Genomic DNA, 21,800 nt, shown 5'->3' with positions numbered 1-21,800 from the left:
GCGACCACGCACACGACCGAGTTACCGAGGAACGTTCACATGACCTACGTCGTCACCGACGCCTGCATCCGCTGCAAGTACATGGACTGCGTCGAGGTCTGCCCGGTTGACTGTTTCTACGAGGGCGAGAACATGCTCGTCATCAACCCCAGCGAGTGCATCGACTGTGGCGTGTGCGAGCCCGAGTGTCCGGCAGAGGCGATCCTGCCCGATACCGAGAACGGACTGGAGCAGTGGCTGGAGCTCAACACCACCTTCTCCGCGCAGTGGCCCAACGTCACGCGCAAGCTCGACCAGACCCCGCCCGACGCCGACGAGCACAAGGGCGAGGACGGCAAGTACGACAAATATTTCTCGGCCGAGCCGGGGAAGGGCGACTGATCCCGGCCTGCCGGCCGGGCAGTGGCGGACGCGTAAGCACGCCGCATCCGATCTCCTGACTGCACCCGCGACCGCAGCGTTGGCGGTCGTCGACGCACGTCAGCAGCGCTGACGTAAGCAGGCTGGAAACAAACAAATAATCGTGCTATATACTGCCGGGTCGGGCGCAATCCTGTCGCGTCCGCCGAAACGATCAACCTACCCCGCAGTCCGCCTCGTCGATCTGGGTGCCCCGGCACCGATGGATCGAGGCGTGATGACCAGATAAGCGGGCATAGAATTGGAAAGATCCGCGATGGCTGCCAAGGCTCTGCACTTCGATGTCGGCGATTACGTCGTTTACCCAAAGCACGGCGTGGGTCGCGTGATCGAGCTGCAGAAATCGGAGATCGCGGGCATCGCGCTCGAGCTCTACGTGCTGCGCTTCGAGAAGGAGCGCATGACGCTGCGCGTGCCCACCAACAAGGCCGAGAGCGTCGGCATGCGCAAGCTGTCGTCGGACAAGACGATGCGCGAGGCGATGGAAACGCTGAAGGGCAAGCCCAAGGTCAAGCGCACGATGTGGTCGCGCCGTGCGCAGGAATATGAGGCGAAGATCAACTCGGGCGACCTCGCCTCGATCGCCGAAGTGGTGCGCGACCTGTTCCGCGCCGACGACCAGCCCGAGCAGAGCTATTCCGAGCGGCAGATCTTCGAAGGCGCGTGCAGCCGCCTGGCGCGCGAGCTCGCCGCAATGGAGCAGATCGATGAGCCGGCGGCGCAGGAGAAGATCCTCGACATCCTGCGCAAGGCTGCGGCGATCTACAACAAGGACAAGCAGCCCGCCTGAGCTGAACAACTACGGTTGTAAACAATAGCTGTTTACATATGTAATCGAAAGAGCGTATCGCTGTCTCTAGGTTCTGCTGGAGGTTCAAGCGATGCGCTCTTTCCCGTTTTTCGCCCTGCCCGTGCTCGCGTGCATGATCGCACTGCCTACGACACGTGCCGGTGCCGCGGCGAGCGGCTTCTCGGTCGATTACGCGCTGCGCGATTTCACCACGATCGCGCTCGGCACCGGTGCGCGGATGCAGGTGCGCGTCGGCCCGACCTGGTCGGTTCACGCCGACGGTCCCGCCGCCGTGCTGGCGACGATGCGCGTCGAGCGCGAGGGCAATGCGCTCAAGATCACGCGGCGCGATCCCCTCGCGAAGGGCGACGCGGCGCTCGAGCGGCAGATGCACTTCACCGTCACCCTCCCGAGCCTTTCCTCCGCGGCGCTGGGCGGTACCGGCACGATCGACATCGACCGCGTGGCGGGCCCGCGCTTCAACGCGGCGGTCGGCGGGCGCGGCACGTTGCGCGTCGGCGCACTCGACACCGACGAGGCCGAGGTCTCGATCGGCGGCGCGGGCAACGTCGCGGCGGGTGGGCACGTCCGCATGCTCAAGGTGGCGATCGGCGGCTCCGGTTCGCTCGATGCGCCCGCCCTTCACGCGCGTCAGGCCGATGTGTCGGTCGCCGGTTCGGGCAATGTCGTGACGATCGTCGACGGCGAGGCACGCGTGTCGAGCGTCGGCAGCGGCGCGGTCGACCTGGGGCCGCGCGCGCGCTGCAAGGTGACGAAGATGGGCGGCGCGCGGGTGCGCTGCGGCGCTTGATCGCGCCTCCAACGTGTATTATCGTGGCAACACAGTTGGAGGATAAGTTATGCGCTATCTCGCTCTCGCCTTGCTGATCCCGGTCGCCGCGTGCGGCATGACGGCCACCTACGCTTCCGGAAACCAGGACGGTATCGCACCCGACGGCAATGGTGCGAGCCGCAGCTACGCCGCGCGCGATTTCACGCGCGTGTCGCTTGCCGGGCCCGACGATGTCGACGTGCGGGTCGGTCCGTTCTCGGTCCGCGCAGAGGGCGATCCGGCGCTGCTCGACCGGCTGGTGATCCAGCGCGACGGCGACAGCCTGCGCATCGGACGCCGCAACGGGATCAGCTGGACGCGGGGCAGCGTGCGCGTGATCGTTTCGATGCCACGGATCGAGGAAGCGGCGATCGCGGGCTCGGGCAATCTCCGCGTCGCGCGTGCCGAAGGGCCACGGTTCCGCGGCGCGATCAGCGGGTCGGGCAATCTCGGGGTCGCCGACATGCGCGCGGGCGAGGCCGCGTTCGGCATCTCAGGCTCGGGCGACGTGACCGCGGCGGGGCAGGCGCAGGCGCTGACGATCCGTATCGCCGGTTCGGGCAACGTACAGGCACGCGGGCTGACCGCGGCGCGTGCAACCGTGTCGGTGTCGGGGTCGGGTGACGTGAACGCGACCGTCCGCGGCCCCGCCGACGTGCGGCTGGCCGGGTCGGGCGACATCGACTTGGGGTCCTCGGCACGCTGCACCACGCGCAAGAGCGGATCGGGTACGGTGCGCTGCGGGGGCTGACGCTTCGAGAGCAAGCGAGCGAGTGGGCGGCTTGCCGGCGAGGCGGTGGAGTGCGACTTTGGTCGGCATGACCCTGCCCCGCCTGCTCGCCCCGTTGCTGCTGCTCGCCCCACTACTGCTGCTGTCCGCGACGCCTGCGCTCGCGGCCGAACGGGTGTGGAACATCGGCAGCTTCGACCGCGTGCGCGTCGACGGACCGTTCGAGGTGCGCGTCGCGACCGGCGGCAGTCCGCGCGCCAGGGCGAGCGCGTCCGATCCCGCCCTGCTCGAGCGATTGCGGTTGAGCAACGAGGGCGGCACGCTGTCGCTCAGGCTCGATCGCGAGACCGGCGACCGTGCCGCGCGTGGCAGCGACGCGGCGCCGGTGTTTACGCTCTCGACCGTGTCCTTGCGCGGCGTGACGATGCTGTCGGGCGCGAAGGTGGCGGTGACGCGAATGGCGGCCGAGCGCGTCGACCTGGGTGTAACGGGCACGGGATCGCTGTCGGTCGACGAGGTCGCGGCGCAGCAGGTCAACGCGACCGTGATCGGCAGCGGCGCGATCCGCCTCGCCGGACGTGCGGGCAAGGCGCGGCTGCTGACCAATGGCCCCGGATCGATCGACGCCGCCGACCTGTCCGCGGGTGACCTGTTCGTGTCGATGGACGGCGCGGGCGAGACGCGCGCGGCGGCGCGCTACTCGGCCGAGATCACCTCCAGCGGGATGGGTCGGATCGACGTCAGCGGCAATCCCAAGTGCGTGGTGCGCGCAGCCGCCGGTGGTCCGGTGACGTGCGGGACGAGCGCACCGCGCTGACGCTCAATCGTCGGACGGCCCTAGGTCGGGATCGAGGTCGCGCGGGCGGATGAAGCGGGTCAGCGTGCCGCCACGCTCCCTGACCTCGGCCCAGCAGTCGACCGCGAAGGTCAGCTCGGCGAGCGTCGCGGTCGGATACTTTTCCTCCACATCGTCACGGAGCGTACCGGGTTCGTCGGGCGCGAGCAGCAGGACGAGGTCCTCCAGCCCCGGATTATGCCCGATCAGCAGCAGGTGCGCGTACTCATCGTCTGTCTCTCGCACCACGTCGAGCAGCGAGCCGGCGGAGGCGAGATAGATGCGGCGGTCGTAGGCCGGCGACAGCGCACGCGCGTAACCCGACTCGACGCCGTCGATCGTCTGCTCGACGCGCACCGCGGGCGAGGCGACGACGTGATCGAAGCTGAGCCCCAGCCGGCGCAGTTCGCGCCCCATCGTCTGCGCCGCGCGGCGCCCCTTGGGATTGAGCGGCCGGTCGAAATCGCGCGCGACCGCGTCGTCCCAGCCCGACTTGGCATGGCGCAGCAGCGTCAGCGTCTTCACCAGACCAACCTCCATCAAGCGGGCAGGTGCGCTCCTTGCCCGATTTGGCCACGCGTGGATAGCCGCTCGGCGACGCGCTGCGCGGCCTCGTCGAGCGTCAGGCGGCGGATCGGCACGCCGGGTGGAAAGGCGTCGAGCAGCCGCGACGGCATCGCGGCGGAGAGCAGCACGAACGCGCCGGCGTCGTCCTGCCGCCGGATCAGCCGCCCGAACGCCTGCGCCAGCCGCGCGCGCACGATGCGGTCGTCATAGGCGCTGCCGCCCCCCTCGAGACGCCTGGCGGCATGGAGCACGGTCGGCTTGGGCCAGGGCACGCCCTCCATCACCACCAGCCGAAGCGAGTCGCCCGGCACGTCGACGCCGTCGCGCAGCGCATCGGTGCCGAGCAAGCTCGCGTGCGGATCGTCGCGAAAGATGTCGACCAATGTGCCGGTGTCGATCGGGTCGACGTGCTGCGCGTGGAGCGGCAGCCCCTCGCGCGCGAGCCGGTCGGCGACGCGCGCGTGAACCGCGCGAAGCCGGCGGATCGCGGTGAACAGCCCCAGCGTGCCGCCGCCCGCCGCCTCGATCAGCCGCGCGTACGCGTTGGCGAGCGCGGGCAGGTCGCCGCGCTTCACGTCGGTGACGATCAGCACCTCGGCATGGGACGCGTAGTCGAACGGGCTCGCGACCTCGAACCGGTCGGCGGGGCGCTGGAGGTGCGTCGCGCCGACGCGCGCCTCCGCGGTCGACCAGTCGCCGCCCGCGGTCAGCGTCGCGGAAGTGACGAGCGCGCCGTGCGCGGGCCGCAGTACGATCTCCGCGAACGGCTTGGTTGGGTCGAGCCAGTGGCGCAGCAGGCCGATGTCGGTCTCGCGCCCCTCGATTCGATTGACGATCAGCCAGTCGACGAATTGCGGCACTGCAGGACCACCGACGCGCGCCAGCAGCGCGAGCCACGCCGATACCGTCTCCACCCGCCAGGCGAGCGAGGCGATCGCACCTTCGACGCGTGCGCGTGCCGGCGCATCGAGCCAGTCGGGCGCGTCGGTCAGCACCGCCTCCAACCGGCGGCCGAGCACCACCAGCGGTCGGTGGAGCGCTTCCAGTGCCTCGGCCGCGCTCGCCGCCACCTCGACTAGCTCGGGCGTCGGTTCGGCAAGCTCGGTCTCCAGGCCGTAGCCCGCGTCGCCCGCACCGCTCGCGCGCGCGAAGGTCATGCCGCGCACCGCCGCGAACAGCGCCTCCAGCGCGCCGAACGGCTGGTTGTCGGCCAGCCGCTGCAGCCACCCGTCGGCGGCGAGCGCACCGGCCGCGCGCACCGCATCCGCAATCGCCGTGCCGCCCGCCTCGTCGTAGCTCGCCACGTCGGACAGGCGCGCGGCCAACCCACGGCGCCGTCCGCGGCTGGCGCCCTCGGGTCCGACGATCCAGCGGCGCAGCTCGATCGCTTCCTGCCCCGTCAGCGCGGTGGAGAACATCATGTCGGCGGCGTCGAACAGGTGATGCCCCTCGTCGAAGACGTAGCGGGTCGGGCGCGTCGTCGCCTCGCGGCCGCGCGCCGCGTTGACCATCACGAGCGCGTGGTTGGCGATCACCAGATCGGCCTCGGCGGAGGCGCGTGCGGCGCGCTCGATGAAGCATTTGCGATAGTGCGGACAGCCCGCGTAGACGCACTCGCCGCGCCGGTCGGTCAGCGCGGTCGAGCCGTTGCGCCGGAACAAGGTCGGCAACCAGCCGGGCAGGTCGCCGCCGACCATGTCGCCGTCGGCGCTGTAGGCCGCCCAGCGCGCGACCAGTTGCGCCAGCACCGCGGCACGCCCCGCGAACCCGCCCTGCAGCGCATCCTCCAGGTTGAGCAGGCAGAGGTAATTCTCGCGCCCCTTGCGCGTTACTACACGCTCGCGCCGAATTGCCTCGTCGGGATAGACGCGGCGGGTCTCCGCGCTCAGCTGACGCTGCAATGCCTTGGTATAGGTGGAAATCCACACCGCGCCGCCCGCTGCCTCGGCCCATAGGCTCGCGGGCGCGAGATAGCCGAGCGTCTTGCCGATCCCGGTGCCGGCCTCCGCCAGCATCAGATTGGGCGCGTCACGGATGCTGCGCGGCATGAAGGCGGCGTTGGCGGCGGCGGCGAAGCGTTGCTGGCCGGCGCGCGGCTCGGCGCCATCGCCGGTCAGCTCGTCCAGCCGATCGAGGACCGCGCCCTCGGGCATCGTCACCGTGCGCGGCGCGGGCCTGGGCGGTGCCTCGCTCCACTCGGGCAGGCGGGTGAACAGCCAGCGCTCCTGCGATGACGGCTTGGCGATACGGGTCGCGAGCGGCGGCGCCCAGGCCCAGCGCAACCGGGTGAGCGACTGGAGCGCGGTCCACGCGCCCTCGCGCTCGGGCCAGTCGCCCGCTGGAACGCTGAGCAGACGCTCGGCCGCAGCGAGCAGGAAGGATGCGACCTGCGCGTCGTCGGCGGGCACGTCGAGCCCGGTCGCGGCAGCGAGGCCTTTCGGCGTCGGCACCATGAAGTGCGCGGGGCGCAGAAAGGCGAACAGTTCGAGCAGGTCGAGTCCCGACAAGTCGGGATAACCGAGCCGCTGCCCGACGAGCGGGGCGTTCAGCAGGATCACGGGCGTATCGGCGGCGAGCCGGATCGCCTCACCGCGCGACACCTCGCGCGTGACGCCGTCTTGCGCCACCCAGATACCCGAGTGGCTGGCGTGCAGGGCGGGATAGTGCAGCGCGCTCACACCCGGTCACGTGCGCATCGGCGAACAGATTGGCAACCCGGTTCAGCGTGGAAGGCGAACAATCTCCCATATGCGACTGGTTCGCAATTGCATCAGGGGACAGTAAACGCGGCTGCGGGGTGGATTCTGCGCGCCCGCTGTGCTTAGGAGCATCGTAAAGCGTTCCAACCCGCCACCATCCGGAGAGGCGTCCCCATGAACATCCACGAATATCAAGCCAAGGAATTGCTCGCGAAATACGGCGTCGCCGTGCCGCAGGGCTTCGCCGCGATGAGCGTGGAGGAAGCCGTCGAGGTGTCGAAGAAGCTGCCCGGGCCGCTCTACGTCGTGAAGGCGCAGATTCACGCCGGCGGGCGCGGCAAGGGAAAGTTCAAGGAGCTCGGCCCTGACGCGAAGGGCGGCGTCCGCCTCGCCAAGACCGAGGACGAGGTGCGCCACGCCGCGACCGAGATGCTGGGCAACACGCTGGTGACGATCCAGACGGGCGACGCGGGCAAGCAGGTCAACCGCCTGTACGTGACCGACGGCGTCGACATCGCCAAGGAGTTCTACCTGGCGCTGGTCGTCGACCGCGCCTCGGGCCGCGTCGGCTACGTCGTGTCGACCGAAGGCGGCATGGACATTGAGACGGTTGCGCACGACACGCCCGAGAAGATCCACAGCTTCTCGGTCGATCCGGCGTCGGGGTTCCAGCCGCACCACGGCCGCGCAGTCGCCAATGCGCTGGGCCTGACCGGTGATCTCGCCAAGCAGGCGCAGACCGTCGCCGCGAAGCTGTACGACGCGTTCCTCGGCACCGACGCCGAGCAAATCGAGATCAACCCGCTCGCGGTCACCGAAGACAACAAGCTGATGGTGCTCGACGCCAAGGTCGGCTTCGACGGCAATGCGATGTTCCGTCACAAGGACCTGATGGAACTGCGCGACGAGACCGAGGAGGACCCGGCCGAACTCGAGGCGTCGAAGTACGACCTCGCCTACATCAAGCTCGACGGCGACATCGGCTGCATGGTCAACGGCGCGGGCCTCGCGATGGCGACGATGGACATCATCAAGCTGAACGGCATGTTCCCGGCCAACTTCCTCGACGTCGGCGGCGGCGCATCGAAGGAGAAGGTGACCGCGGCGTTCAAGATCATCCTCGCCGATCCGGCGGTGAAGGGCATTCTCGTCAACATCTTCGGCGGCATCATGAAGTGCGACATCATCGCCGAGGGCATCGTCGCCGCGGCAAAGGAAGTGAACCTGTCGGTGCCGCTGGTCGTCCGGCTGGAGGGCACCAACGTCGACAAGGGCAAGGAAATCCTCAGCCAGTCGGGTCTGGCGATCGTGCCCGCGAACGACCTGGGCGACGCCGCGAAGAAGATCGTTGCCGAGGTGCAGAAGGCGGCGTGACCATCTCACGCCTTTGATGCGATCGAACGAGGGGTCGGGCGGAAACGTCCGGCCCCTTCTTCGTTGGTGATTACGAGATGCCGCTACGGCACAGCCGGATCGCAGCACAGCAACCATACCGCACTTGCGAAAACGACCGCAAACCGCCAATTGTCGCACCGATGAAGGCGCGCAAAGGATAGAAAGAGGATCCGTCGATGAAGGTAATCGTCCCGGTCAAGCGCGTGCTTGACTATAACGTGAAGCCCCGCGTGAAGGCGGACGGGTCGGGGGTCGACCTCGCCAACGTCAAGATGAGCATGAACCCCTTCGACGAGATCGCGGTCGAGGAAGCGATCCGCCTGAAGGAAAAGGGTGTCGTTACCGAGATCGTCGCGGTGTCGATCGGCGAGCAGAAGGCGCAGGAAACGCTGCGGACCGCGCTCGCGATGGGAGCGGACCGCGCGGTGCTGGTCGTGGCCGAGGGCAAGGTCGAGCCGCTGGGCGTCGCCAAGCTGCTGGCCAAGATCGTCGAGGAAGAGCAGCCGGGTCTGGTGATCCTGGGCAAGCAGGCGATCGACGACGACAACAACCAGACGGGCCAGATGCTCGCCGGCCTGCTCGGCTGGGGCCAGGCGACCGCGGCGTCGAAGGTCGAGCTGTCGGCCGACAGCGCGACCGTCACGCGCGAGGTCGACGGCGGTCTCGAGACCGACACCTACAAACTGCCCGCGATCGTCACCACCGACTTGCGGTTGAACGAGCCGCGCTACGCGTCGCTGCCCAACATCATGAAGGCGAAATCGAAGCCGATGGCGCAGAAGACGCCGGCCGATTACGGCGTCGATGTCGCCCCGCGGCTTTCCACGCTGAAGGTGGTCGAGCCCGCCAAGCGCCAGGCCGGCATCAAGGTCGCCGACGTCGACGAACTGGTCGGCAAGCTCAAGTCGATGGGCATCGCGAACTAATCCGAAAGGACCCGAACATGAAGACTCTGGTGTGGGTCGAACACGATGGTTCGACCGTGAAGGATGCGACGCTGTCGGCGGTGACCGCGGCGTCGAAGCTGGGCGAGGTCCACCTCCTCGTCGCCGGACAGGGCGTTGACGGTGCCGCACAGGCGGCAGCGAAGATTGCCGGCGTCGGCAAGGTCCACGTCGCCGATGACACCGCCTACGCGCACGCGCTCGCCGAGAACGTCGCGCCGCTGGTCGTCGAGCTGATGGGCCACCACGACGCGTTCGTCGTGCCGGCGACGTCCTCGGGCAAGGCGATCGCGCCGCGCGTCGCCGCACTGCTCGACGTGATGCAGATCAGCGACATTCTGTCGGTCGAGGGCGAGGACACGTTCACGCGCCCGATCTATGCCGGCAACGCGATCGCGACCGTGCAGAGCAAGGACGCGAAGAAGGTCATCACCGTGCGCGGCACCGCGTTCGAGAAGGCCGCGACCGAAGGTGGTTCGGGCACGATCGAGGCGGTCGCCTCGACGGGAGACAAGGGGCTGTCGACCTTCGGCAGCCAGGAGCTCGCCAAGTCGGAGCGGCCCGAGCTGACCAGCGCGAAGATCATCGTCTCGGGCGGACGCGCGCTCGGCTCGGGTGAGAAGTTCCAAGAACTGATCGAGCCGCTCGCCGACAAGCTGCACGCGGGCGTCGGCGCGAGCCGCGCGGCGGTCGATGCGGGCTACGTGCCCAACGACTATCAGGTCGGGCAGACGGGCAAGATCGTCGCGCCGGAGGTGTACGTCGCGGTCGGCATATCGGGCGCAATCCAGCACCTCGCCGGCATGAAGGATTCCAAGACGATCATCGCGATCAACAAGGACGAGGACGCGCCGATTTTCCAGGTCGCGGACATCGGCCTGGTCGGCGACCTGTTCAAGGTCGTGCCGGAATTGACCGAAAAGCTGTAAAGGAAGGAAGGCGGGGCCACGCCCCCGCCGGTGCCGCCGCGCAAAGCGTCGGCGGCATCCATCCGCCCGGCCGGCGCCGCCACAGCGGCGACCGACAACGCGGGACTTGCTCCCGCGGCGGGCCAACTCGACGAAGTGCTATCGCGCACAACGCGTTCGACATCTTGCCTCTCGCCTCCTCGCATCAAGCGACCTACGTTCGACGGAGGTCCGGCATGACGAGAGGTCGGTCGTCATGTTGATGAAAGCCGAAGCGGGGTTTCACATGGCGATACAGTGGACAAAGCAGTTCGTGAGGATTCTGGCATGGCCGGTCTTGGCCGGTTTGGCGACAATCGGCGTGCTCACGCTGATCCGAGATGCCGAATATCGTCCCGATTGGTATGTCGTGCTCGCCTTGCTGCTCGGCGCCGCATCTCACGCATCATGGCGTGTGTGGCAGCGACGTTTCCTAACCCCAACGCTCTGAGCACCGGGCTGCAATTCGATCGGATTGTTCGTAAGCGTTTAGCCGCGCTATCGCTTATCTCACCTGTGCGTTGCTCCCTTCCATTATCCTGCCGTTGTCACCCAGGCGGCTCGAATTTGGCAGTGCCGCTCGTGACCCTGGTCTCGCGAGCGCAGTCGAACCATCCTGTTGGCCGATGAAGTGCGCAACTCACACGTTGCCGGTCGACGGATACGTGCTTTATCGAGCGGCTGCGTCTTCGCTGCTGCATCAGTTACATGCCCTTTCCAACCGATTACCGCCGCGTTTGGGTGGAACGTGGCTGCGTGGCGAGCCTGGATTGCCGGCGCTGCTGAATACAGGTGCGATGCAAGCGATCGCCGCGAGCTATTTGGGCGATGAAGCACGGCCTGTTCGCGCGATTCTGTTCGACAAGAGGCCGAGCGACAATTGGGCGCTCGGGTGGCATCAAGACCGCACGATCGCGGTGCGCGAGCGGCGCGAGGTGGCTGGCTACGGACCGTGGACAGTCAAACAGGGCATCCTGCACGTCGCACCTCCGTTCGCCGTGATCGAGGCGATGGTGACGTTGCGTATCCACCTCGACGACACACCCCGCGACAATGCACCCCTGCTGGTCTCGCCCGGATCGCACCGGTTGGGGCTGGTGGCAGAGCGCGATATCGCGGCCGCGGTCAGCGCATGTGGCGTGATGACGTGCCTGGCCGCGGCCGGTGATGTGTGGGCCTATGCTACTCCTATCCTGCACGCCTCCGCTGCGAGCAGCGGGCACGCGCACCGCCGCGTGCTTCAGGTCGATTATACCGCAACGAAGCTGCCGGAGGGTCTCGACTGGCTCGGCATCTGACGACCCCTCACCCGTCGGCGTCGAGTGCTTCGCGCAGGTAGTCGCGGATCAGGCGGATGGCGTCGAGCGTGGCGGGCATGGTGGCGCTCGTCGTCGGCGCACTCGGGGCGGCCGCTGCCTTCCCCTCGCCCGACAGCAGTTGCTGGACGCCGCGAACAGTATAGCCTTCGCGGTTGAGCAGACGGTCGATCCGCTGGACCAGCGCGACATCGGCGGGGCGGTAGTAGCGGCGGTTGCCCGCGCGGGTGACGGGTTTCAGCTGAGGGAAGCGGCCTTCCCAGTAGCGCAGGATGTGCGGCGCGACGCCGGTCAGCTGCGTCACCTCGCCGATAGTGCGAAAGGCGGTGTCGGACTTGGACGCGGCGATCCGCTCGCGGTCCGAGCCGTCGCCCTCGCCGGCCGGGCTCACCGGCGGGTCACGCTCAATCCGCGGCCATGATGCGGTCGCGCATCATCTGGCTGGCGCGGAAGGTGAGCACGCGGCGCGGCGCGATCGGCACCTCGACGCCGGTCTTGGGATTGCGGCCGATCCGCTCGCCCTTGTCGCGCAGCACGAAAGTGCCGAATCCGGAGATCTTGACGTTCTCGCCGTGCGACAACGCCTCGCACATCTTGGCCAGGATCTGCTCGACCACGCGGGCGGAATCGGCGCGCGAGAGGCCGATCTGCTTGTGCAGCGCCTCGGCCAGGTCGGCCCGCGTCAGCGTGCCCGCGTCCGTCATGCTCATCGGTTCCCCCACATGCCTGTTTTCCGGTGGTATAAAGCCGAAGCGACTTTGTCGACTGCGCAGGTGTACCCGTTACGGTACAACCGTCTGATCAGACGCGCAGCACCGCCGCGCCCCAGGTGAAACCGCCGCCCATCGCCTCCAGCACGACGAGGTGGCCGGGCTTGATCCGCCCGTCGCGCACAGCGGTGTCGAGCGCGAGCGGAACCGAGGCGGCGGAGGTGTTGGCGTGCTGATCGACCGTCACGATCACGCGCTCGGCCGGCAGCCCGAGCTTGCGCGCGGTGGCGTCGAGGATGCGCGCGTTCGCCTGATGCGGGACGACCCAGTCGACCTGATCGGGGGTGAGGTCGATGCCCTTCAACGCCTCCGCCATTACCGCCGACAGGTTGGTGACGGCATGGCGGAACACCTCGCGCCCCTTCATCCGGAGCTTGCCGACCGTACCGGTGGTCGAAGGTCCGCCGTCGACGTAGAGCAGTTCGTTGTGACGCCCGTCAGCGTGGAGCTTCGCGGCCAGGATACCGCGCGCGTCGGGGCTCGACACGTCGTCGGCGCTCTCCTGCGCTTCGAGCACGATCGCGCCCGCACCGTCGCCGAACAGGACGCAGGTGGTGCGATCCTCCCAGTCGAGGATGCGGCTGAACGTTTCCGCGCCGATAACGAGCGCGCGGCGGTGCGCACCGACGCGGATCATGCTGTCCGCCACCTGCACCGCGTAGAGGAAGCCCGAGCAGACCGCCGCGACGTCAAAGGCGACGCAGTCGTCGATCCCGAGCAGCGCCTGCACCTTGGTCGCGGTCGCCGGAAACGTCTGGTCGGGCGTCGCGGTGGCGAGGACGATCAGGTCGATGTCCTGCGCGGCGAGCCCCGATGCGGCGAGCGCGGCCTTCGACGCGTCATAGGCGAGCGTCGCGGTGGTCTCGTCCGGGCCGGCGAGGTGGCGGAAGCGGATGCCGGTACGCTCGACGATCCACTCGTCGCTGGTGTCGACCTGCTCGGCCAGTTCGGCGTTGGAGACGCGGCGCGCGGGCAGCGCGGAACCGGTGCCGAGGAGGACCGAGCGGATCATGCGGCAGCCTTCGCGTCGATGTTGCTCAAATCCTCGGCAATCCGGCGCGCGAGGTCGGATTTCACCATCTTGGCGGCGTTGCCGATCGCGGTGGCGACGCCGATCTCGTTCGCGCTGCCGTGGCTTTTGAGCACGAGCCCGTTCAGCCCCAGGAAGACCGCGCCGTTGTGGTTGTTCGGGTCGAGATGGTTGCGCAGCAGGTCGGTCGCCGGGCGCGAGATCAGGAAGCCGATCTTCGATCGCGCCGAGCTGGAAAAGGCACGGCGGAGCAGGTCGGCGACGAAGCGCGCGGTGCCTTCCGCAGTCTTGAGCGCGATGTTGCCCGAGAAGCCGTCGGTGACGATCACGTCGTGGTCGCCGCGCGACAGGCGGTCGCCCTCGACGAAGCCGGTGAAGTCCATCGGCAAGTGGGTTGCGGCGCGGAGCATCTGCGCGGCGTCCTTGATCTCGCCGGTACCCTTCTGGTCCTCGCTGCCGATGTTGAGCAACGCGACGCGCGGGCGGTCGAGCTCGAGCACGATCCGGGCATATGCCGCGCCCATGACCGCGAACTGCGTCAGGTTGCGCGCGTCGCACTCGGTATTCGCGCCGAGGTCGAGCATGACGACATCGTTGTCGCCGAGCGTCGGCAGCAGCGCGGCGAGCGCGGGGCGATCGATGCCGGGCATGGTGCGCAAGCTGAGCTTCGCCATCGCCATCAGCGCGCCGGTATTGCCCGACGACACCGCGGCGCCGGCGCGACCCTGCTTCACGCAGTCGATCGCGACGCCCATCGACGATGTCTTGGAACGGCGCAGCGCCTGGCTCGGCTTCTCCTCGCCCGCGATCACGTCGGCGGCGTGGATCACCTCGGAGGCTTGCGACAGGTTCGGGTGGCGCGACAGACCGGCACGAATCGCCGCCTCGTCGCCGACCAGCAGGAAGCGCAGGCCGTCGTGCAGGCGACGCGCACGCGCAACGCCCGCCAGCATGACCTCCAGCCCCTTGTCACCGCCCATCGCATCGATGGCGATCACGGAACTGTCGGACATGAGACGGGGCACTCCAATCGAACGCGTCAATTCAACGCGCTAGTCAAACGCGGGCGCGAACGCGAAAGGTCCGCGCCAGGCCGTTCAGCCCTCGACCGAGACGATCTCGCGGCCGTTATAGTGACCGCAGGCGGTGCACAGATTGTGCGGACGCTTCAGCTCGCCGCAGTTCGGGCATTCCTGAAACGCCGAGATCGACAGCGCGTCGTGCGAGCGGCGCATGCCGCGGCGTGAGGGGGAAGTCTTTCGCTTAGGGACGGCCATTTCGGCACCTTGATCCAAGTGTTACGTATTGAACGACGCACGCCGTACCGGTCACCCGAACGGCCGGCACGAGGGCGACCGCGGCAGGCAGCCGCACATCGGCACGCATCGCGAAGTGACGCGCCTATAGCCAATTCTGCCGGCGTTGCAACCGGGTGGCGGTAATGTCACGGTCTGCACCCTTGAGGGAAAGGGCCGTGCATGCTGTTACCGATGACGCTGACGATCGCCGCGGCGTGCGCCGCGATTAACATCTGGCTGGCGCTGCGCGTGTCGCAGCGGCGAATCAAGGGCAAGGTGATGATCGGCGACGGCGGCGCAGGGCCGTTGCAGGCGGCGGTACGCGCGCACGCCAATTTCGTCGAATATGCGCCGTTCGTGCTGATCCTGCTCGCCGGCATCGAACTGGCGGGTGGCTCCCCGACGTGGTTGTGGGTGGCGGGCGCGGTGTTCGTGGCCGCGCGCGTGGCGCATGGGCTGGGGATGGACCGCGCCGCGCCCAACCCGTTGCGGGCGGGCGCGATCGTTGGCACCTGGGTCGTGCTCGTCGGACTGGCGGTGTGGGCGTTGGTGCTCGTTTGCGGCAGCGATGCGCGCACCGACGGCGCGATCACGACCGTGCCGATCGACGCCACGCGCGGCTAGACGCGCGGCGCCGCGCCCGAGTCGCGATCAGGCGGCGAGTGCGCGATCGCTGACGAACATGTTGTGCTGCCGCTCGTGCGCGAAGGTGCTGGGCTTGCCGTGGCCGGGGATGAAGTGCGTGTCGCCGAGCGGCCACAGCTTGGTCACGATCGATTCAATCAGCTGCTTGTGATTGCCCTGCGGCAGGTCGGTGCGCCCGACCGAGCCCTGGAACAGCACGTCGCCGACCTGCGCGAAACGCGAGGGCGCGTGATGGAAGATGACGTGACCCGCGGTGTGACCGGGGGTGTGATAGACGTCGAGCGTCAGCTCGCCGACCGTCACCGTGTCGCCATCGACCAGCCAGCGGTCCGATTCGGTGTTGACGCCGCGGATGCCCCAGTTGCGTCCGTCGTCCTCCAGCCGCGCGAGCCAGAAGCGATCGTCCTCGTGCGGGCCCTCAATCTTCACGCCCAGTTCGTCGGCGAGCGGGCGCGCTTCCCCGGCGTGGTCGATATGGCCGTGCGTCAGCAGCACCTTCTCGACCGTCACGCCCGCCTGCGCGATCGCCGCCTTGATCCGCGGCAGGTCGCCGCCGGGATCGATCACGGCGGCACGCATCGTCTTCGTGCACCAGATCAGCGTGCAATTCTGCTCAATCGCGGTCACCGGAATGATCGCGGCGCGTAACGGAGGCGTGTCGGTGGTCATGGATCGTCTCTTACGTCGTTCGGGGGCGTTGTGACAGAAGTGGGGGCAAGCGGACACAGCAACAATCGCGGTTAATCCGCGTGCTATCGGTCGAAAGGCGCCTTCGTGCGCTTGCCGGGTGCGTGACGCGCAGGCATCACGCGAGTCGGATGCGGATCGAGCCCCCTTACGTCCTGCTGGACGACGCGCGCGACGGCGGCGCGCCCGCGCGGCTGTATCGCCATCCGCTGGCCGTGCTGACAGCGTACGCGGTCGACGAGATCGCTCCGCTGCTGGAGGCGGTGCGTGCGCACCGCGACGATGCAGCCGGGTTCGTGTCGTACGAGGCGAGCGGCGCTTTCGAGCCCGCCGCTGCTGCGGCGCGTGTCGGCGACGCACCGCTCGCCTGGTTCGGGCTGTTCGACGGATACGAGCACGTCGACGTGCCGGCGCTGCTGCCCGATCCCGCAGGCGCGTGGATCGGTCCGCTCGAGCCGCGGGTGACGCGCGCCGAGTATGACGCGATGTTCGCGCGCGTGCAGGCGCTGATCGCGGCGGGCGATCTGTATCAGGCAAACCTGACCTTTCGCGCCGACCTGGCGGTCGCGGGTGATCCGCTCGCGCTCTATGCAAGGCTGCGCGCGGCGACGCGCGGCGGGTGGAGCGCGATCGTCGCGACGGGCGAGGCGACGTTCCTGTCTTTCTCGCCCGAATTGTTCTTCGCGCTGGAGGGCGATCGCCTCACCTGCCGCCCGATGAAGGGCACCGCGCCGCGCCTGCCCGACCGCCACGCCGACGCCGCCGCTGCCGCCGCGCTGGCGAGCGATCCCAAGCAGCGTGCCGAGAACCTGATGATCGTCGACCTGATGCGCAACGACCTGTCGCGTGTCGCGGTGGCGGGCAGCGTCGCGGTGCCCGAGCTGTTCGCGCTGGAGCGTTATCCGACCGTCCACCAGATGACCTCCACCGTCACTGCGACAAGAGCGGCAGGCGTTGACGCGGTCGACGTGCTGGCGGCGCTGTTCCCGTGCGGGTCGATCACCGGCGCGCCTAAAGTCCGGGCTATCCAGGCGCTGGACGGGATCGAGGCGGACGCCCGTGGCCTCTACACCGGCGCGATCGGGCGGATCGACGCGAACGGCGACGCGATGTTCAACGTCGCAATTCGCACGCTGGCGCTGTCAGCGGACGGCACGGGCGCGACGATCGGGCTGGGCGGCGGGATCGTCGCCGATTCGACCGCCGTGGCGGAATGGGACGAGGCGCTGGCAAAGGGCACTTTCCTCTCCCGCGGCGAACGCAGCTTCGACCTGATCGAGACGATGGCGTTCGACCCGATGGAGGGGATCACGCTGATCGAGCGGCATCTGTCGCGAGTGAAGGACGGCGCCGCCGCGCTCGGCTTCGCGTTCGACCGTCACGACGCGCGTAACGAGTTGCAGGCCGCGACCTTCCGCCTGCGCGAGCCGGCGCGCGTGCGGATGCTGCTGGCGAAGAGCGGCGCGTTGGCGATCCAGGTGTCACCGCTGCCGGCTTCGCCCATGACGCCCTTGAGGGTCGCGGTGGTGCCGCTGCCGGTCTCGCCCGCCGACTGGCGACTGCGCCACAAGACGAGCGATCGCGCCTTCTACGACACGGCCAGGCGCGCGAGCGGATGCGACGAGGTGGTCTTCGTTGCCCCCGACGGCACGCTGACCGAGGGGAGCTATACCTCGCTGTTCGTCGAACGCGGCGGCGTGCTGCTGACCCCGCCGGCGGGCCCGCTGCTGCCGGGTGTGCTGCGCGCGGAATTGCTGGCGACCGGACGCGCGCGCGAGGCGGTGCTGCGCCGCGACGACCTCGCTGACGGGTTCCTGCTCGGCAACGCGCTGCGTGGCCTGATGCCCGCGAGGCTGGTCACCGGCCATCCCGCGGTTGCGAAATAAGCGTGCGCGTTCCATAGGCGCGCACGCATTTTCCGTACAGGAAGGGTAACGCCTGTGAAGACCTCCGCCGCGCTCGATCGCATCTCGCCCTCGCCGACGCTCGCGATCACCAGCCGCGTGATGGAGCTGAAGCGCGCCGGCGTCGACGTGATCGGGCTGGGCGCGGGCGAGCCCGATTTCGACACGCCCGAGTTCGTCAAGGAAGCCGCGATCCAGGCGATCCGCGATGGCAAAACGAAGTACACCAACGTCGACGGCACGCCCGAGTTGAAGGAAGCGATCGTCGCCAAATTCGCGCGCGACAACAATTTGACCTATACACCGCCGCAGATCAGCGTGAACGTCGGCGGCAAGCACACTTTGTTCAATGCGCTAGTCGCGACTGTGGAGGCGGGCGACGAGGTCATCATCCCAGCGCCCTATTGGGTCAGCTACCCCGATGTCGTCCAGTTCGCGGGCGGCACCCCGGTGGTCGTGCCCGCGGGCGCGGAATACGGCTACAAGTTGACGCCCGAGATGCTGGAGGGCGCGATCACGCCGCGGACCAAGTGGGTGATCCTCAACTCGCCGTCGAACCCGACGGGCGCTGCTTATACCGTCGACGAGTTGAAGGCACTGGGCGCGGTGCTGGAACGCCACCCGCACGTGTGGGTGTTCGCCGACGATATGTACGAGCACATCGTCTACGACGATTTCCGCTTCGCCACGATCGCCGAAGCCTGCCCGTCGCTCTACGAGCGCACGCTGACGGTGAACGGTTGTTCGAAGGCGTACGCGATGACCGGGTGGCGGATCGGCTTCGCCGCCGGCGCGCCGTGGCTGATCAAGGCGATGGCGAAGCTGCAGTCGCAGTCGACCAGCAACCCGTGCTCGATCGCGCAGGCCGCCGCGGTCGCCGCGCTGACGGGCGACCAGTCGTTCCTGGCTGAGCGGGCGCGCGCATTCCAGGCGCGGCGCGACCTGGTGGTCGGCATGCTCAACGAAGCGGACGGCATCACCTGCCCGACGCCCGAGGGTGCGTTCTACGTCTACCCGAGCGTCGCGGGCGTGATCGGCAAGATGACGCCCAAGGGCCAGCGGATCGAGAGCGACAGTCATTTCGTCGGCTACCTGCTCGACGATGCGCGCGTCGCCGCGGTGCAGGGCGTCGCCTTCGGCCTCTCGCCCGCGATGCGGATCAGCTACGCGACGTCCGAAGCGCTGCTGCGCGAGGCGTGCACCCGTATCCAGCAGGCCTGCGCCGCGCTCCGCTGACGCGGGCGATCAGCGCGATCGCGTAAACGATCTCTTTCGATTGTTGCTGTATCCGCGGGTGTCTGGCGCCCGTATATCGCTGGCAGATGAACGGGTGAACCAGCGTCGGTTCATCCTCGCTCACCTAAAGCCACGGTAGACGGAAACCAGTGCCGCGACGCGCGTTCGAGACGGACGGGCGGGCGGTTCGCAGCAGGATGTTCACGATGCTTCGCCTGTTCAAGACCAGCTTCTTTTGGCAGTTCGCCGGTGGGTTCGCCGTTGGCGCGGCTGGCCTGTTCGCGCTCCAGCCCGAGGCCGTGGCGCAATCGGGCGCGCACGTGGTCCAGCCGGCTCCGATCCACGCGACGCGCTGACCTCTGGCAGCGCGCAAGTCGCTGACCTATATCAGTTTCATGACATTTCGCCCCCTCCTCGCCGCCGCGCTGATGCTCAGCGCATGTGGGACTGCCCAAGCCGAGCGCGCGGTGCCGATCCCCGCTGCGGCCGTGGACGTGCCCGCCGCCAAGGGAATGCAGACCGCGGTGCTCGCCGGCGGATGCTTCTGGGGCATGGAAGCGGTGTTCGAGCATGTGCGCGGCGTGAAGTCGGTGACCGCGGGCTACGCCGGCGGCACCCGCGCGACCGCGAACTATGCCGCGGTCAGCAGCGAGACGACCGGCCACGCAGAGGCGATCCGCATCAGCTATGATCCGCGACAGGTCAGCTACGCGACGCTGCTGCGCGTTTATTTCTCGATCGCGCACGACCCGACGCAGGTAAACCGGCAGGGGCCCGACAGCGGCACCAGCTATCGCTCGGCGATCTTTCCGCAGACGCCCGATCAGGCACGTGTCGCCGCGGCCTACATCCGTCAGTTGAGCCAGGCCCGCGCCTTTCCGCGCGCGATCGCGACCAAGCTGGAACGCGGCGCCTTCTTCCCGGCGGAGGCATATCACCAGGACTTCTTTGACCGGAACCCGACGCATCCGTATATCGTGACGTGGGACAAGCCCAAGGTTGCGGCATTCCGCGCCGGGTTTCCCAAGCTGGCGGTCTGATCGGCGGGCGCGTTAGAGCGGCCGCGCTTCCTCGACCAGCATGACCGCTATCCCGTCGCGGATCGGGTAAGCGAGTCCCGCGGCCTCCGACACCAGTTCGCCCGCCGCGTGATCGTAGCGTAGCGGCGTGCGCGTCACCGGGCAGACGAGCTTGCCGAGCAACCAGGGATCGAACCCCTCCGTGCCGGCGGTGCGGGTCACTGGAGCGTCACCCGCTCGTCGCCGTCGTGCCGACCGAAGAACTGCATTAACTGGACCAGCAGTTCGCAGCGCGCCGAGATCCCCTTGCTCTCGAGCAGCGCCTGTTTTGCCGCGACGTCGAACGGCGCGATCTGCGCAACGCCGTTGACCAGCGCGGCGTCGTCCAACCGCCCGACCGATTCCCAGTCGACTGCGTAGCCGAGCGCTTCGGCGAAGCGCTTCGACTCCAGCTCCAGCGACGAGCGCTCGCCCAGCGCCAGCGTCTGGTCGTCCTCGACCGGCAGCAGCTCGGCCTCGACCTGGCGGAACGCGGTCGAGACATCGAGCTCATCGGTGACGCGGAACAGCGCAACGCCTTCGAGGATCAGATTGTAGCGCCCGTCCTCCATCGCCTCGAACTCGGCAATCCGACCGACGCAGCCGATGTCGAACAGATCGGGATCCTGCGGATCGCTGTCGGGGCGCGGCTGGATCATGCCGATGCGGCGGTCGCGCGCCATCGCGTCCGAGACCATCGCACGGTAGCGCGGCTCGAAGATGTGGAGCGGCAGGTGCATGCCGGGGAACAGCAGCGCGCCCGGCAGCGGAAAGATCGAGAGCCGCGTGCGCGTCATCCGAACAGGATCGCCGATAGCCGGCGGCGCTGCGCCGACACCCAGGGGTCCTCGAGGCCGACGACCTCGAACAGCTTGAGCAGCTGCGCGCGGGCCGCCCCCTCGTTCCACGCGCGATCGGCGGCGGTGATGTGGAGGAAGCCATCGGCGGCGGCATCGCGGTTGCCCGCCGCCATCTGCGCGTTGGCGAGGTCGAAGCGCGCCTGGTGATCGTCCGGGTTCGCCGCGACCGCGGCCTCGAGCGGGGCGAGGTCGTCGACCGCGGGCGCGGAGCGGGCGAGCGCCAGCGCGGCGCGCGCGCGCTCGATGTCGGGCAGCTTCGCCAGATCGTCGGGCAGCGCCGCGATCATCGCCTCGGCCTCGTCGGTCAGCCCAAGCGCCACGAGCGCGCGGACCCGACCCGAGACGACCGCGTGATGCTCGGGCGCTATCTCGGCCAGCTGGTCGAAGATCGACAGCGCGCGTTCCGCGTCACCGCTCGCCAGCACCTCCTCGCCCATCTGGACGAGCGGTTCGAGCTCGGCCTCCTGCGACTGCGCCTCGCCCTGGATCGGCAGCTGACGCAGCAGCTGGTCGAGCATCGTGCGCAGCTGCGATTCGGTGCGCGCACTGGTCAGGTCGGCGACCAATTGCCCCTGGAACATCGCGTAGACGGTCGGGATCGACTTGATCTGGAATTGCGCGGCGATGAACGGGTTCTTGTCGGTGTCGACCTTCGCCAGCACGACGCCCTTGTCCGCGTAAGCGGCGGCGACCTTTTCGAGCACGGGGGTCAGCGCCTTGCATGGCCCGCACCATTCGGCCCAGAAATCGATGATCACCAGCTTCGTCATCGACGGTTCGACGACGTCCGATCGGAAAGTTTGAATGGCCTCTTTCTCGGCCGGTGACATGCCTAAC

General features: G+C 68.3%; 26 protein-coding genes. 15 read left to right on the top strand and 11 right to left on the bottom strand.

Annotated features, from left to right (window positions below; all coding sequences use genetic code 11):
- Positions 1 to 39 precede the first annotated feature (39 nt).
- The 5 genes from fdxA to BMW51_RS12220 all read left to right on the top strand — a co-directional run bounded on the left by fdxA (position 40) and on the right by BMW51_RS12220 (position 3,589).
- Complete coding sequence (fdxA, locus tag BMW51_RS12240; RefSeq protein ID WP_093006740.1) at positions 40 to 381, top strand: ferredoxin FdxA; 342 nt, start codon at positions 40 to 42, stop codon at positions 379 to 381.
- A 295-nt stretch (positions 382 to 676) separates the two neighbouring features.
- Positions 677 to 1,210 carry a CarD family transcriptional regulator gene (locus BMW51_RS12235; protein WP_019515453.1) on the top strand — a complete coding sequence of 178 codons (534 nt, stop codon included), beginning with the start codon at positions 677 to 679 and terminating at the stop codon, positions 1,208 to 1,210.
- A 91-nt stretch (positions 1,211 to 1,301) separates the two neighbouring features.
- Positions 1,302 to 2,021: a GIN domain-containing protein gene (locus BMW51_RS12230; RefSeq protein WP_093006738.1), complete on the top strand. Its 720-nt coding sequence runs from the start codon at positions 1,302 to 1,304 to the stop codon at positions 2,019 to 2,021.
- A gap of 49 nt (positions 2,022 to 2,070) precedes the next feature.
- Positions 2,071 to 2,793: a head GIN domain-containing protein gene (locus BMW51_RS12225; RefSeq protein WP_093006736.1), complete on the top strand. Its 723-nt coding sequence runs from the start codon at positions 2,071 to 2,073 to the stop codon at positions 2,791 to 2,793.
- Between the two features lie 67 nt (positions 2,794 to 2,860).
- Positions 2,861 to 3,589: a GIN domain-containing protein gene (locus BMW51_RS12220; protein ID WP_093006734.1), complete on the top strand. Its 729-nt coding sequence runs from the start codon at positions 2,861 to 2,863 to the stop codon at positions 3,587 to 3,589.
- A gap of 3 nt (positions 3,590 to 3,592) precedes the next feature.
- Here the strand turns inward: BMW51_RS12220 and BMW51_RS12215 are convergent, their stop codons facing one another.
- Positions 3,593 to 4,132, bottom strand: a complete 540-nt coding sequence (locus BMW51_RS12215) for a SixA phosphatase family protein (RefSeq protein ID WP_093006905.1) — start codon at positions 4,130 to 4,132, stop codon at positions 3,593 to 3,595.
- 14 nt (positions 4,133 to 4,146) lie between these two features.
- The gene (locus BMW51_RS12210; RefSeq protein ID WP_093006732.1) at positions 4,147 to 6,852 is read right to left on the bottom strand and encodes an ATP-dependent DNA helicase; all 2,706 of its coding nucleotides are present in this window, start codon (positions 6,850 to 6,852) and stop codon (positions 4,147 to 4,149) included.
- Positions 6,853 to 7,047: 195 nt separating this feature from the next.
- On the opposite strand from BMW51_RS12210, the gene sucC reads away from it, so the two are divergent.
- From sucC to BMW51_RS12185, 5 genes are all read left to right on the top strand, one after another.
- Positions 7,048 to 8,247 (top strand): ADP-forming succinate--CoA ligase subunit beta, encoded by a 1,200-nt coding sequence (gene sucC, locus BMW51_RS12205; protein WP_093006730.1) that lies wholly within the window; start codon positions 7,048 to 7,050, stop codon positions 8,245 to 8,247.
- Positions 8,248 to 8,444: 197 nt separating this feature from the next.
- Positions 8,445 to 9,194: an electron transfer flavoprotein subunit beta/FixA family protein gene (locus BMW51_RS12200; protein WP_093006728.1), complete on the top strand. Its 750-nt coding sequence runs from the start codon at positions 8,445 to 8,447 to the stop codon at positions 9,192 to 9,194.
- A 17-nt stretch (positions 9,195 to 9,211) separates the two neighbouring features.
- Positions 9,212 to 10,141: an electron transfer flavoprotein subunit alpha/FixB family protein gene (locus BMW51_RS12195; protein WP_093006726.1), complete on the top strand. Its 930-nt coding sequence runs from the start codon at positions 9,212 to 9,214 to the stop codon at positions 10,139 to 10,141.
- Between the two features lie 235 nt (positions 10,142 to 10,376).
- Positions 10,377 to 10,610, top strand: a complete 234-nt coding sequence (locus BMW51_RS12190) for a hypothetical protein (RefSeq protein ID WP_093006724.1) — start codon at positions 10,377 to 10,379, stop codon at positions 10,608 to 10,610.
- Positions 10,611 to 10,956: 346 nt separating this feature from the next.
- Positions 10,957 to 11,457 carry a phytanoyl-CoA dioxygenase family protein gene (locus tag BMW51_RS12185; protein WP_093006903.1) on the top strand — a complete coding sequence of 167 codons (501 nt, stop codon included), beginning with the start codon at positions 10,957 to 10,959 and terminating at the stop codon, positions 11,455 to 11,457.
- A gap of 7 nt (positions 11,458 to 11,464) precedes the next feature.
- Here BMW51_RS12185 and BMW51_RS12180 read toward each other — a convergent pair whose 3' ends face one another.
- From BMW51_RS12180 to rpmF, 5 genes are all read right to left on the bottom strand, one after another.
- Positions 11,465 to 11,866, bottom strand: a complete 402-nt coding sequence (locus BMW51_RS12180; protein WP_177171646.1) for a MerR family transcriptional regulator — start codon at positions 11,864 to 11,866, stop codon at positions 11,465 to 11,467.
- Positions 11,867 to 11,879: 13 nt separating this feature from the next.
- Complete coding sequence (locus BMW51_RS12175; protein WP_093006899.1) at positions 11,880 to 12,179, bottom strand: integration host factor subunit alpha; 300 nt, start codon at positions 12,177 to 12,179, stop codon at positions 11,880 to 11,882.
- A 97-nt stretch (positions 12,180 to 12,276) separates the two neighbouring features.
- Positions 12,277 to 13,257 carry a beta-ketoacyl-ACP synthase III gene (locus BMW51_RS12170; RefSeq protein ID WP_093006722.1) on the bottom strand — a complete coding sequence of 327 codons (981 nt, stop codon included), beginning with the start codon at positions 13,255 to 13,257 and terminating at the stop codon, positions 12,277 to 12,279.
- Positions 13,254 to 14,288 carry a phosphate acyltransferase PlsX gene (plsX, locus tag BMW51_RS12165; protein ID WP_093006720.1) on the bottom strand — a complete coding sequence of 345 codons (1,035 nt, stop codon included), beginning with the start codon at positions 14,286 to 14,288 and terminating at the stop codon, positions 13,254 to 13,256. Before plsX ends, BMW51_RS12170 begins: the two co-directional genes overlap by 4 nt.
- Positions 14,289 to 14,372: 84 nt before the next feature.
- Positions 14,373 to 14,552: a 50S ribosomal protein L32 gene (gene rpmF / locus BMW51_RS12160; RefSeq protein ID WP_093006719.1), complete on the bottom strand. Its 180-nt coding sequence runs from the start codon at positions 14,550 to 14,552 to the stop codon at positions 14,373 to 14,375.
- A gap of 201 nt (positions 14,553 to 14,753) precedes the next feature.
- Here rpmF and BMW51_RS12155 point away from each other — a divergent pair, with 201 nt between their 5' ends.
- On the top strand, positions 14,754 to 15,197 hold the full coding sequence (locus tag BMW51_RS12155) for an MAPEG family protein (protein WP_093006717.1): 444 nt from the start codon (positions 14,754 to 14,756) through the stop codon (positions 15,195 to 15,197).
- A gap of 27 nt (positions 15,198 to 15,224) precedes the next feature.
- On the opposite strand, the gene BMW51_RS12150 is transcribed toward BMW51_RS12155, so the two are convergent.
- Positions 15,225 to 15,887 carry an MBL fold metallo-hydrolase gene (locus BMW51_RS12150; RefSeq protein WP_093006715.1) on the bottom strand — a complete coding sequence of 221 codons (663 nt, stop codon included), beginning with the start codon at positions 15,885 to 15,887 and terminating at the stop codon, positions 15,225 to 15,227.
- Between the two features lie 149 nt (positions 15,888 to 16,036).
- Between BMW51_RS12150 and pabB the strand changes: the two genes are divergently transcribed.
- From pabB to msrA, 4 genes are all read left to right on the top strand, one after another.
- The gene (gene pabB, locus BMW51_RS12145; RefSeq protein ID WP_093006713.1) at positions 16,037 to 17,791 is read left to right on the top strand and encodes an aminodeoxychorismate synthase component I; all 1,755 of its coding nucleotides are present in this window, start codon (positions 16,037 to 16,039) and stop codon (positions 17,789 to 17,791) included.
- 54 nt (positions 17,792 to 17,845) lie between these two features.
- Positions 17,846 to 19,045, top strand: coding sequence for a pyridoxal phosphate-dependent aminotransferase (locus BMW51_RS12140; RefSeq protein ID WP_093006711.1), 1,200 nt, complete (start codon positions 17,846 to 17,848; stop codon positions 19,043 to 19,045).
- Between the two features lie 206 nt (positions 19,046 to 19,251).
- Complete coding sequence (locus BMW51_RS16125; protein WP_177171645.1) at positions 19,252 to 19,401, top strand: hypothetical protein; 150 nt, start codon at positions 19,252 to 19,254, stop codon at positions 19,399 to 19,401.
- A gap of 39 nt (positions 19,402 to 19,440) precedes the next feature.
- Entirely contained in the window at positions 19,441 to 20,085 is a 645-nt protein-coding gene (msrA, locus tag BMW51_RS12135) for a peptide-methionine (S)-S-oxide reductase MsrA (RefSeq protein ID WP_093006709.1), read from the top strand.
- Between the two features lie 12 nt (positions 20,086 to 20,097).
- Here the strand turns inward: msrA and BMW51_RS12130 are convergent, their stop codons facing one another.
- The 3 genes from BMW51_RS12130 to BMW51_RS12120 are packed head-to-tail and all read right to left on the bottom strand — an operon-like array spanning position 20,098 to position 21,793.
- On the bottom strand, positions 20,098 to 20,286 hold the full coding sequence (locus tag BMW51_RS12130; RefSeq protein WP_093006707.1) for a Trm112 family protein: 189 nt from the start codon (positions 20,284 to 20,286) through the stop codon (positions 20,098 to 20,100).
- Positions 20,283 to 20,900, bottom strand: a complete 618-nt coding sequence (locus tag BMW51_RS12125; protein WP_093006705.1) for an LON peptidase substrate-binding domain-containing protein — start codon at positions 20,898 to 20,900, stop codon at positions 20,283 to 20,285. The genes BMW51_RS12130 and BMW51_RS12125 overlap by 4 nt, the downstream gene beginning before the upstream one ends.
- Positions 20,897 to 21,793, bottom strand: a complete 897-nt coding sequence (locus BMW51_RS12120; protein WP_093006703.1) for a tetratricopeptide repeat protein — start codon at positions 21,791 to 21,793, stop codon at positions 20,897 to 20,899. The genes BMW51_RS12125 and BMW51_RS12120 overlap by 4 nt, the downstream gene beginning before the upstream one ends.
- Between the last annotated feature and the right edge of the window lie 7 nt (positions 21,794 to 21,800).

The sequence above is a fragment of the Sphingomonas palmae genome (assembly GCF_900109565.1).
In the GTDB taxonomy this organism is placed as follows: domain Bacteria; phylum Pseudomonadota; class Alphaproteobacteria; order Sphingomonadales; family Sphingomonadaceae; genus Sphingomonas; species Sphingomonas palmae.
This window is presented reverse-complemented; position numbering and strand designations above follow the sequence as displayed.

What these genes read in the sequence shown, in the direction of transcription:
- BMW51_RS12185 (WP_093006903.1), top strand. Translation starts at nt 10,957, where the DNA reads ATGCAAGCGATCGCCGCGAGCTATTTGGGCGATGAAGCACGGCCTGTT.
- BMW51_RS12235 (WP_019515453.1), top strand. Translation starts at nt 677, where the DNA reads ATGGCTGCCAAGGCTCTGCACTTCGATGTCGGCGATTACGTCGTTTAC.
- BMW51_RS12170 (WP_093006722.1), bottom strand. Translation starts at nt 13,257, where the DNA reads ATGATCCGCTCGGTCCTCCTCGGCACCGGTTCCGCGCTGCCCGCGCGC.
- msrA (WP_093006709.1), top strand. Translation starts at nt 19,441, where the DNA reads ATGACATTTCGCCCCCTCCTCGCCGCCGCGCTGATGCTCAGCGCATGT.
- BMW51_RS12220 (WP_093006734.1), top strand. Translation starts at nt 2,861, where the DNA reads ATGACCCTGCCCCGCCTGCTCGCCCCGTTGCTGCTGCTCGCCCCACTA.
- BMW51_RS12125 (WP_093006705.1), bottom strand. Translation starts at nt 20,900, where the DNA reads ATGACGCGCACGCGGCTCTCGATCTTTCCGCTGCCGGGCGCGCTGCTG.
- BMW51_RS12195 (WP_093006726.1), top strand. Translation starts at nt 9,212, where the DNA reads ATGAAGACTCTGGTGTGGGTCGAACACGATGGTTCGACCGTGAAGGAT.
- BMW51_RS12150 (WP_093006715.1), bottom strand. Translation starts at nt 15,887, where the DNA reads ATGACCACCGACACGCCTCCGTTACGCGCCGCGATCATTCCGGTGACC.
- BMW51_RS12190 (WP_093006724.1), top strand. Translation starts at nt 10,377, where the DNA reads ATGTTGATGAAAGCCGAAGCGGGGTTTCACATGGCGATACAGTGGACA.
- plsX (WP_093006720.1), bottom strand. Translation starts at nt 14,288, where the DNA reads ATGTCCGACAGTTCCGTGATCGCCATCGATGCGATGGGCGGTGACAAG.
- BMW51_RS12200 (WP_093006728.1), top strand. Translation starts at nt 8,445, where the DNA reads ATGAAGGTAATCGTCCCGGTCAAGCGCGTGCTTGACTATAACGTGAAG.
- rpmF (WP_093006719.1), bottom strand. Translation starts at nt 14,552, where the DNA reads ATGGCCGTCCCTAAGCGAAAGACTTCCCCCTCACGCCGCGGCATGCGC.
- fdxA (WP_093006740.1), top strand. Translation starts at nt 40, where the DNA reads ATGACCTACGTCGTCACCGACGCCTGCATCCGCTGCAAGTACATGGAC.
- BMW51_RS12230 (WP_093006738.1), top strand. Translation starts at nt 1,302, where the DNA reads ATGCGCTCTTTCCCGTTTTTCGCCCTGCCCGTGCTCGCGTGCATGATC.
- BMW51_RS12225 (WP_093006736.1), top strand. Translation starts at nt 2,071, where the DNA reads ATGCGCTATCTCGCTCTCGCCTTGCTGATCCCGGTCGCCGCGTGCGGC.
- pabB (WP_093006713.1), top strand. Translation starts at nt 16,037, where the DNA reads ATGCGGATCGAGCCCCCTTACGTCCTGCTGGACGACGCGCGCGACGGC.
- BMW51_RS12120 (WP_093006703.1), bottom strand. Translation starts at nt 21,793, where the DNA reads ATGTCACCGGCCGAGAAAGAGGCCATTCAAACTTTCCGATCGGACGTC.
- BMW51_RS16125 (WP_177171645.1), top strand. Translation starts at nt 19,252, where the DNA reads ATGCTTCGCCTGTTCAAGACCAGCTTCTTTTGGCAGTTCGCCGGTGGG.
- BMW51_RS12175 (WP_093006899.1), bottom strand. Translation starts at nt 12,179, where the DNA reads ATGACGGACGCGGGCACGCTGACGCGGGCCGACCTGGCCGAGGCGCTG.
- BMW51_RS12155 (WP_093006717.1), top strand. Translation starts at nt 14,754, where the DNA reads ATGCTGTTACCGATGACGCTGACGATCGCCGCGGCGTGCGCCGCGATT.
- sucC (WP_093006730.1), top strand. Translation starts at nt 7,048, where the DNA reads ATGAACATCCACGAATATCAAGCCAAGGAATTGCTCGCGAAATACGGC.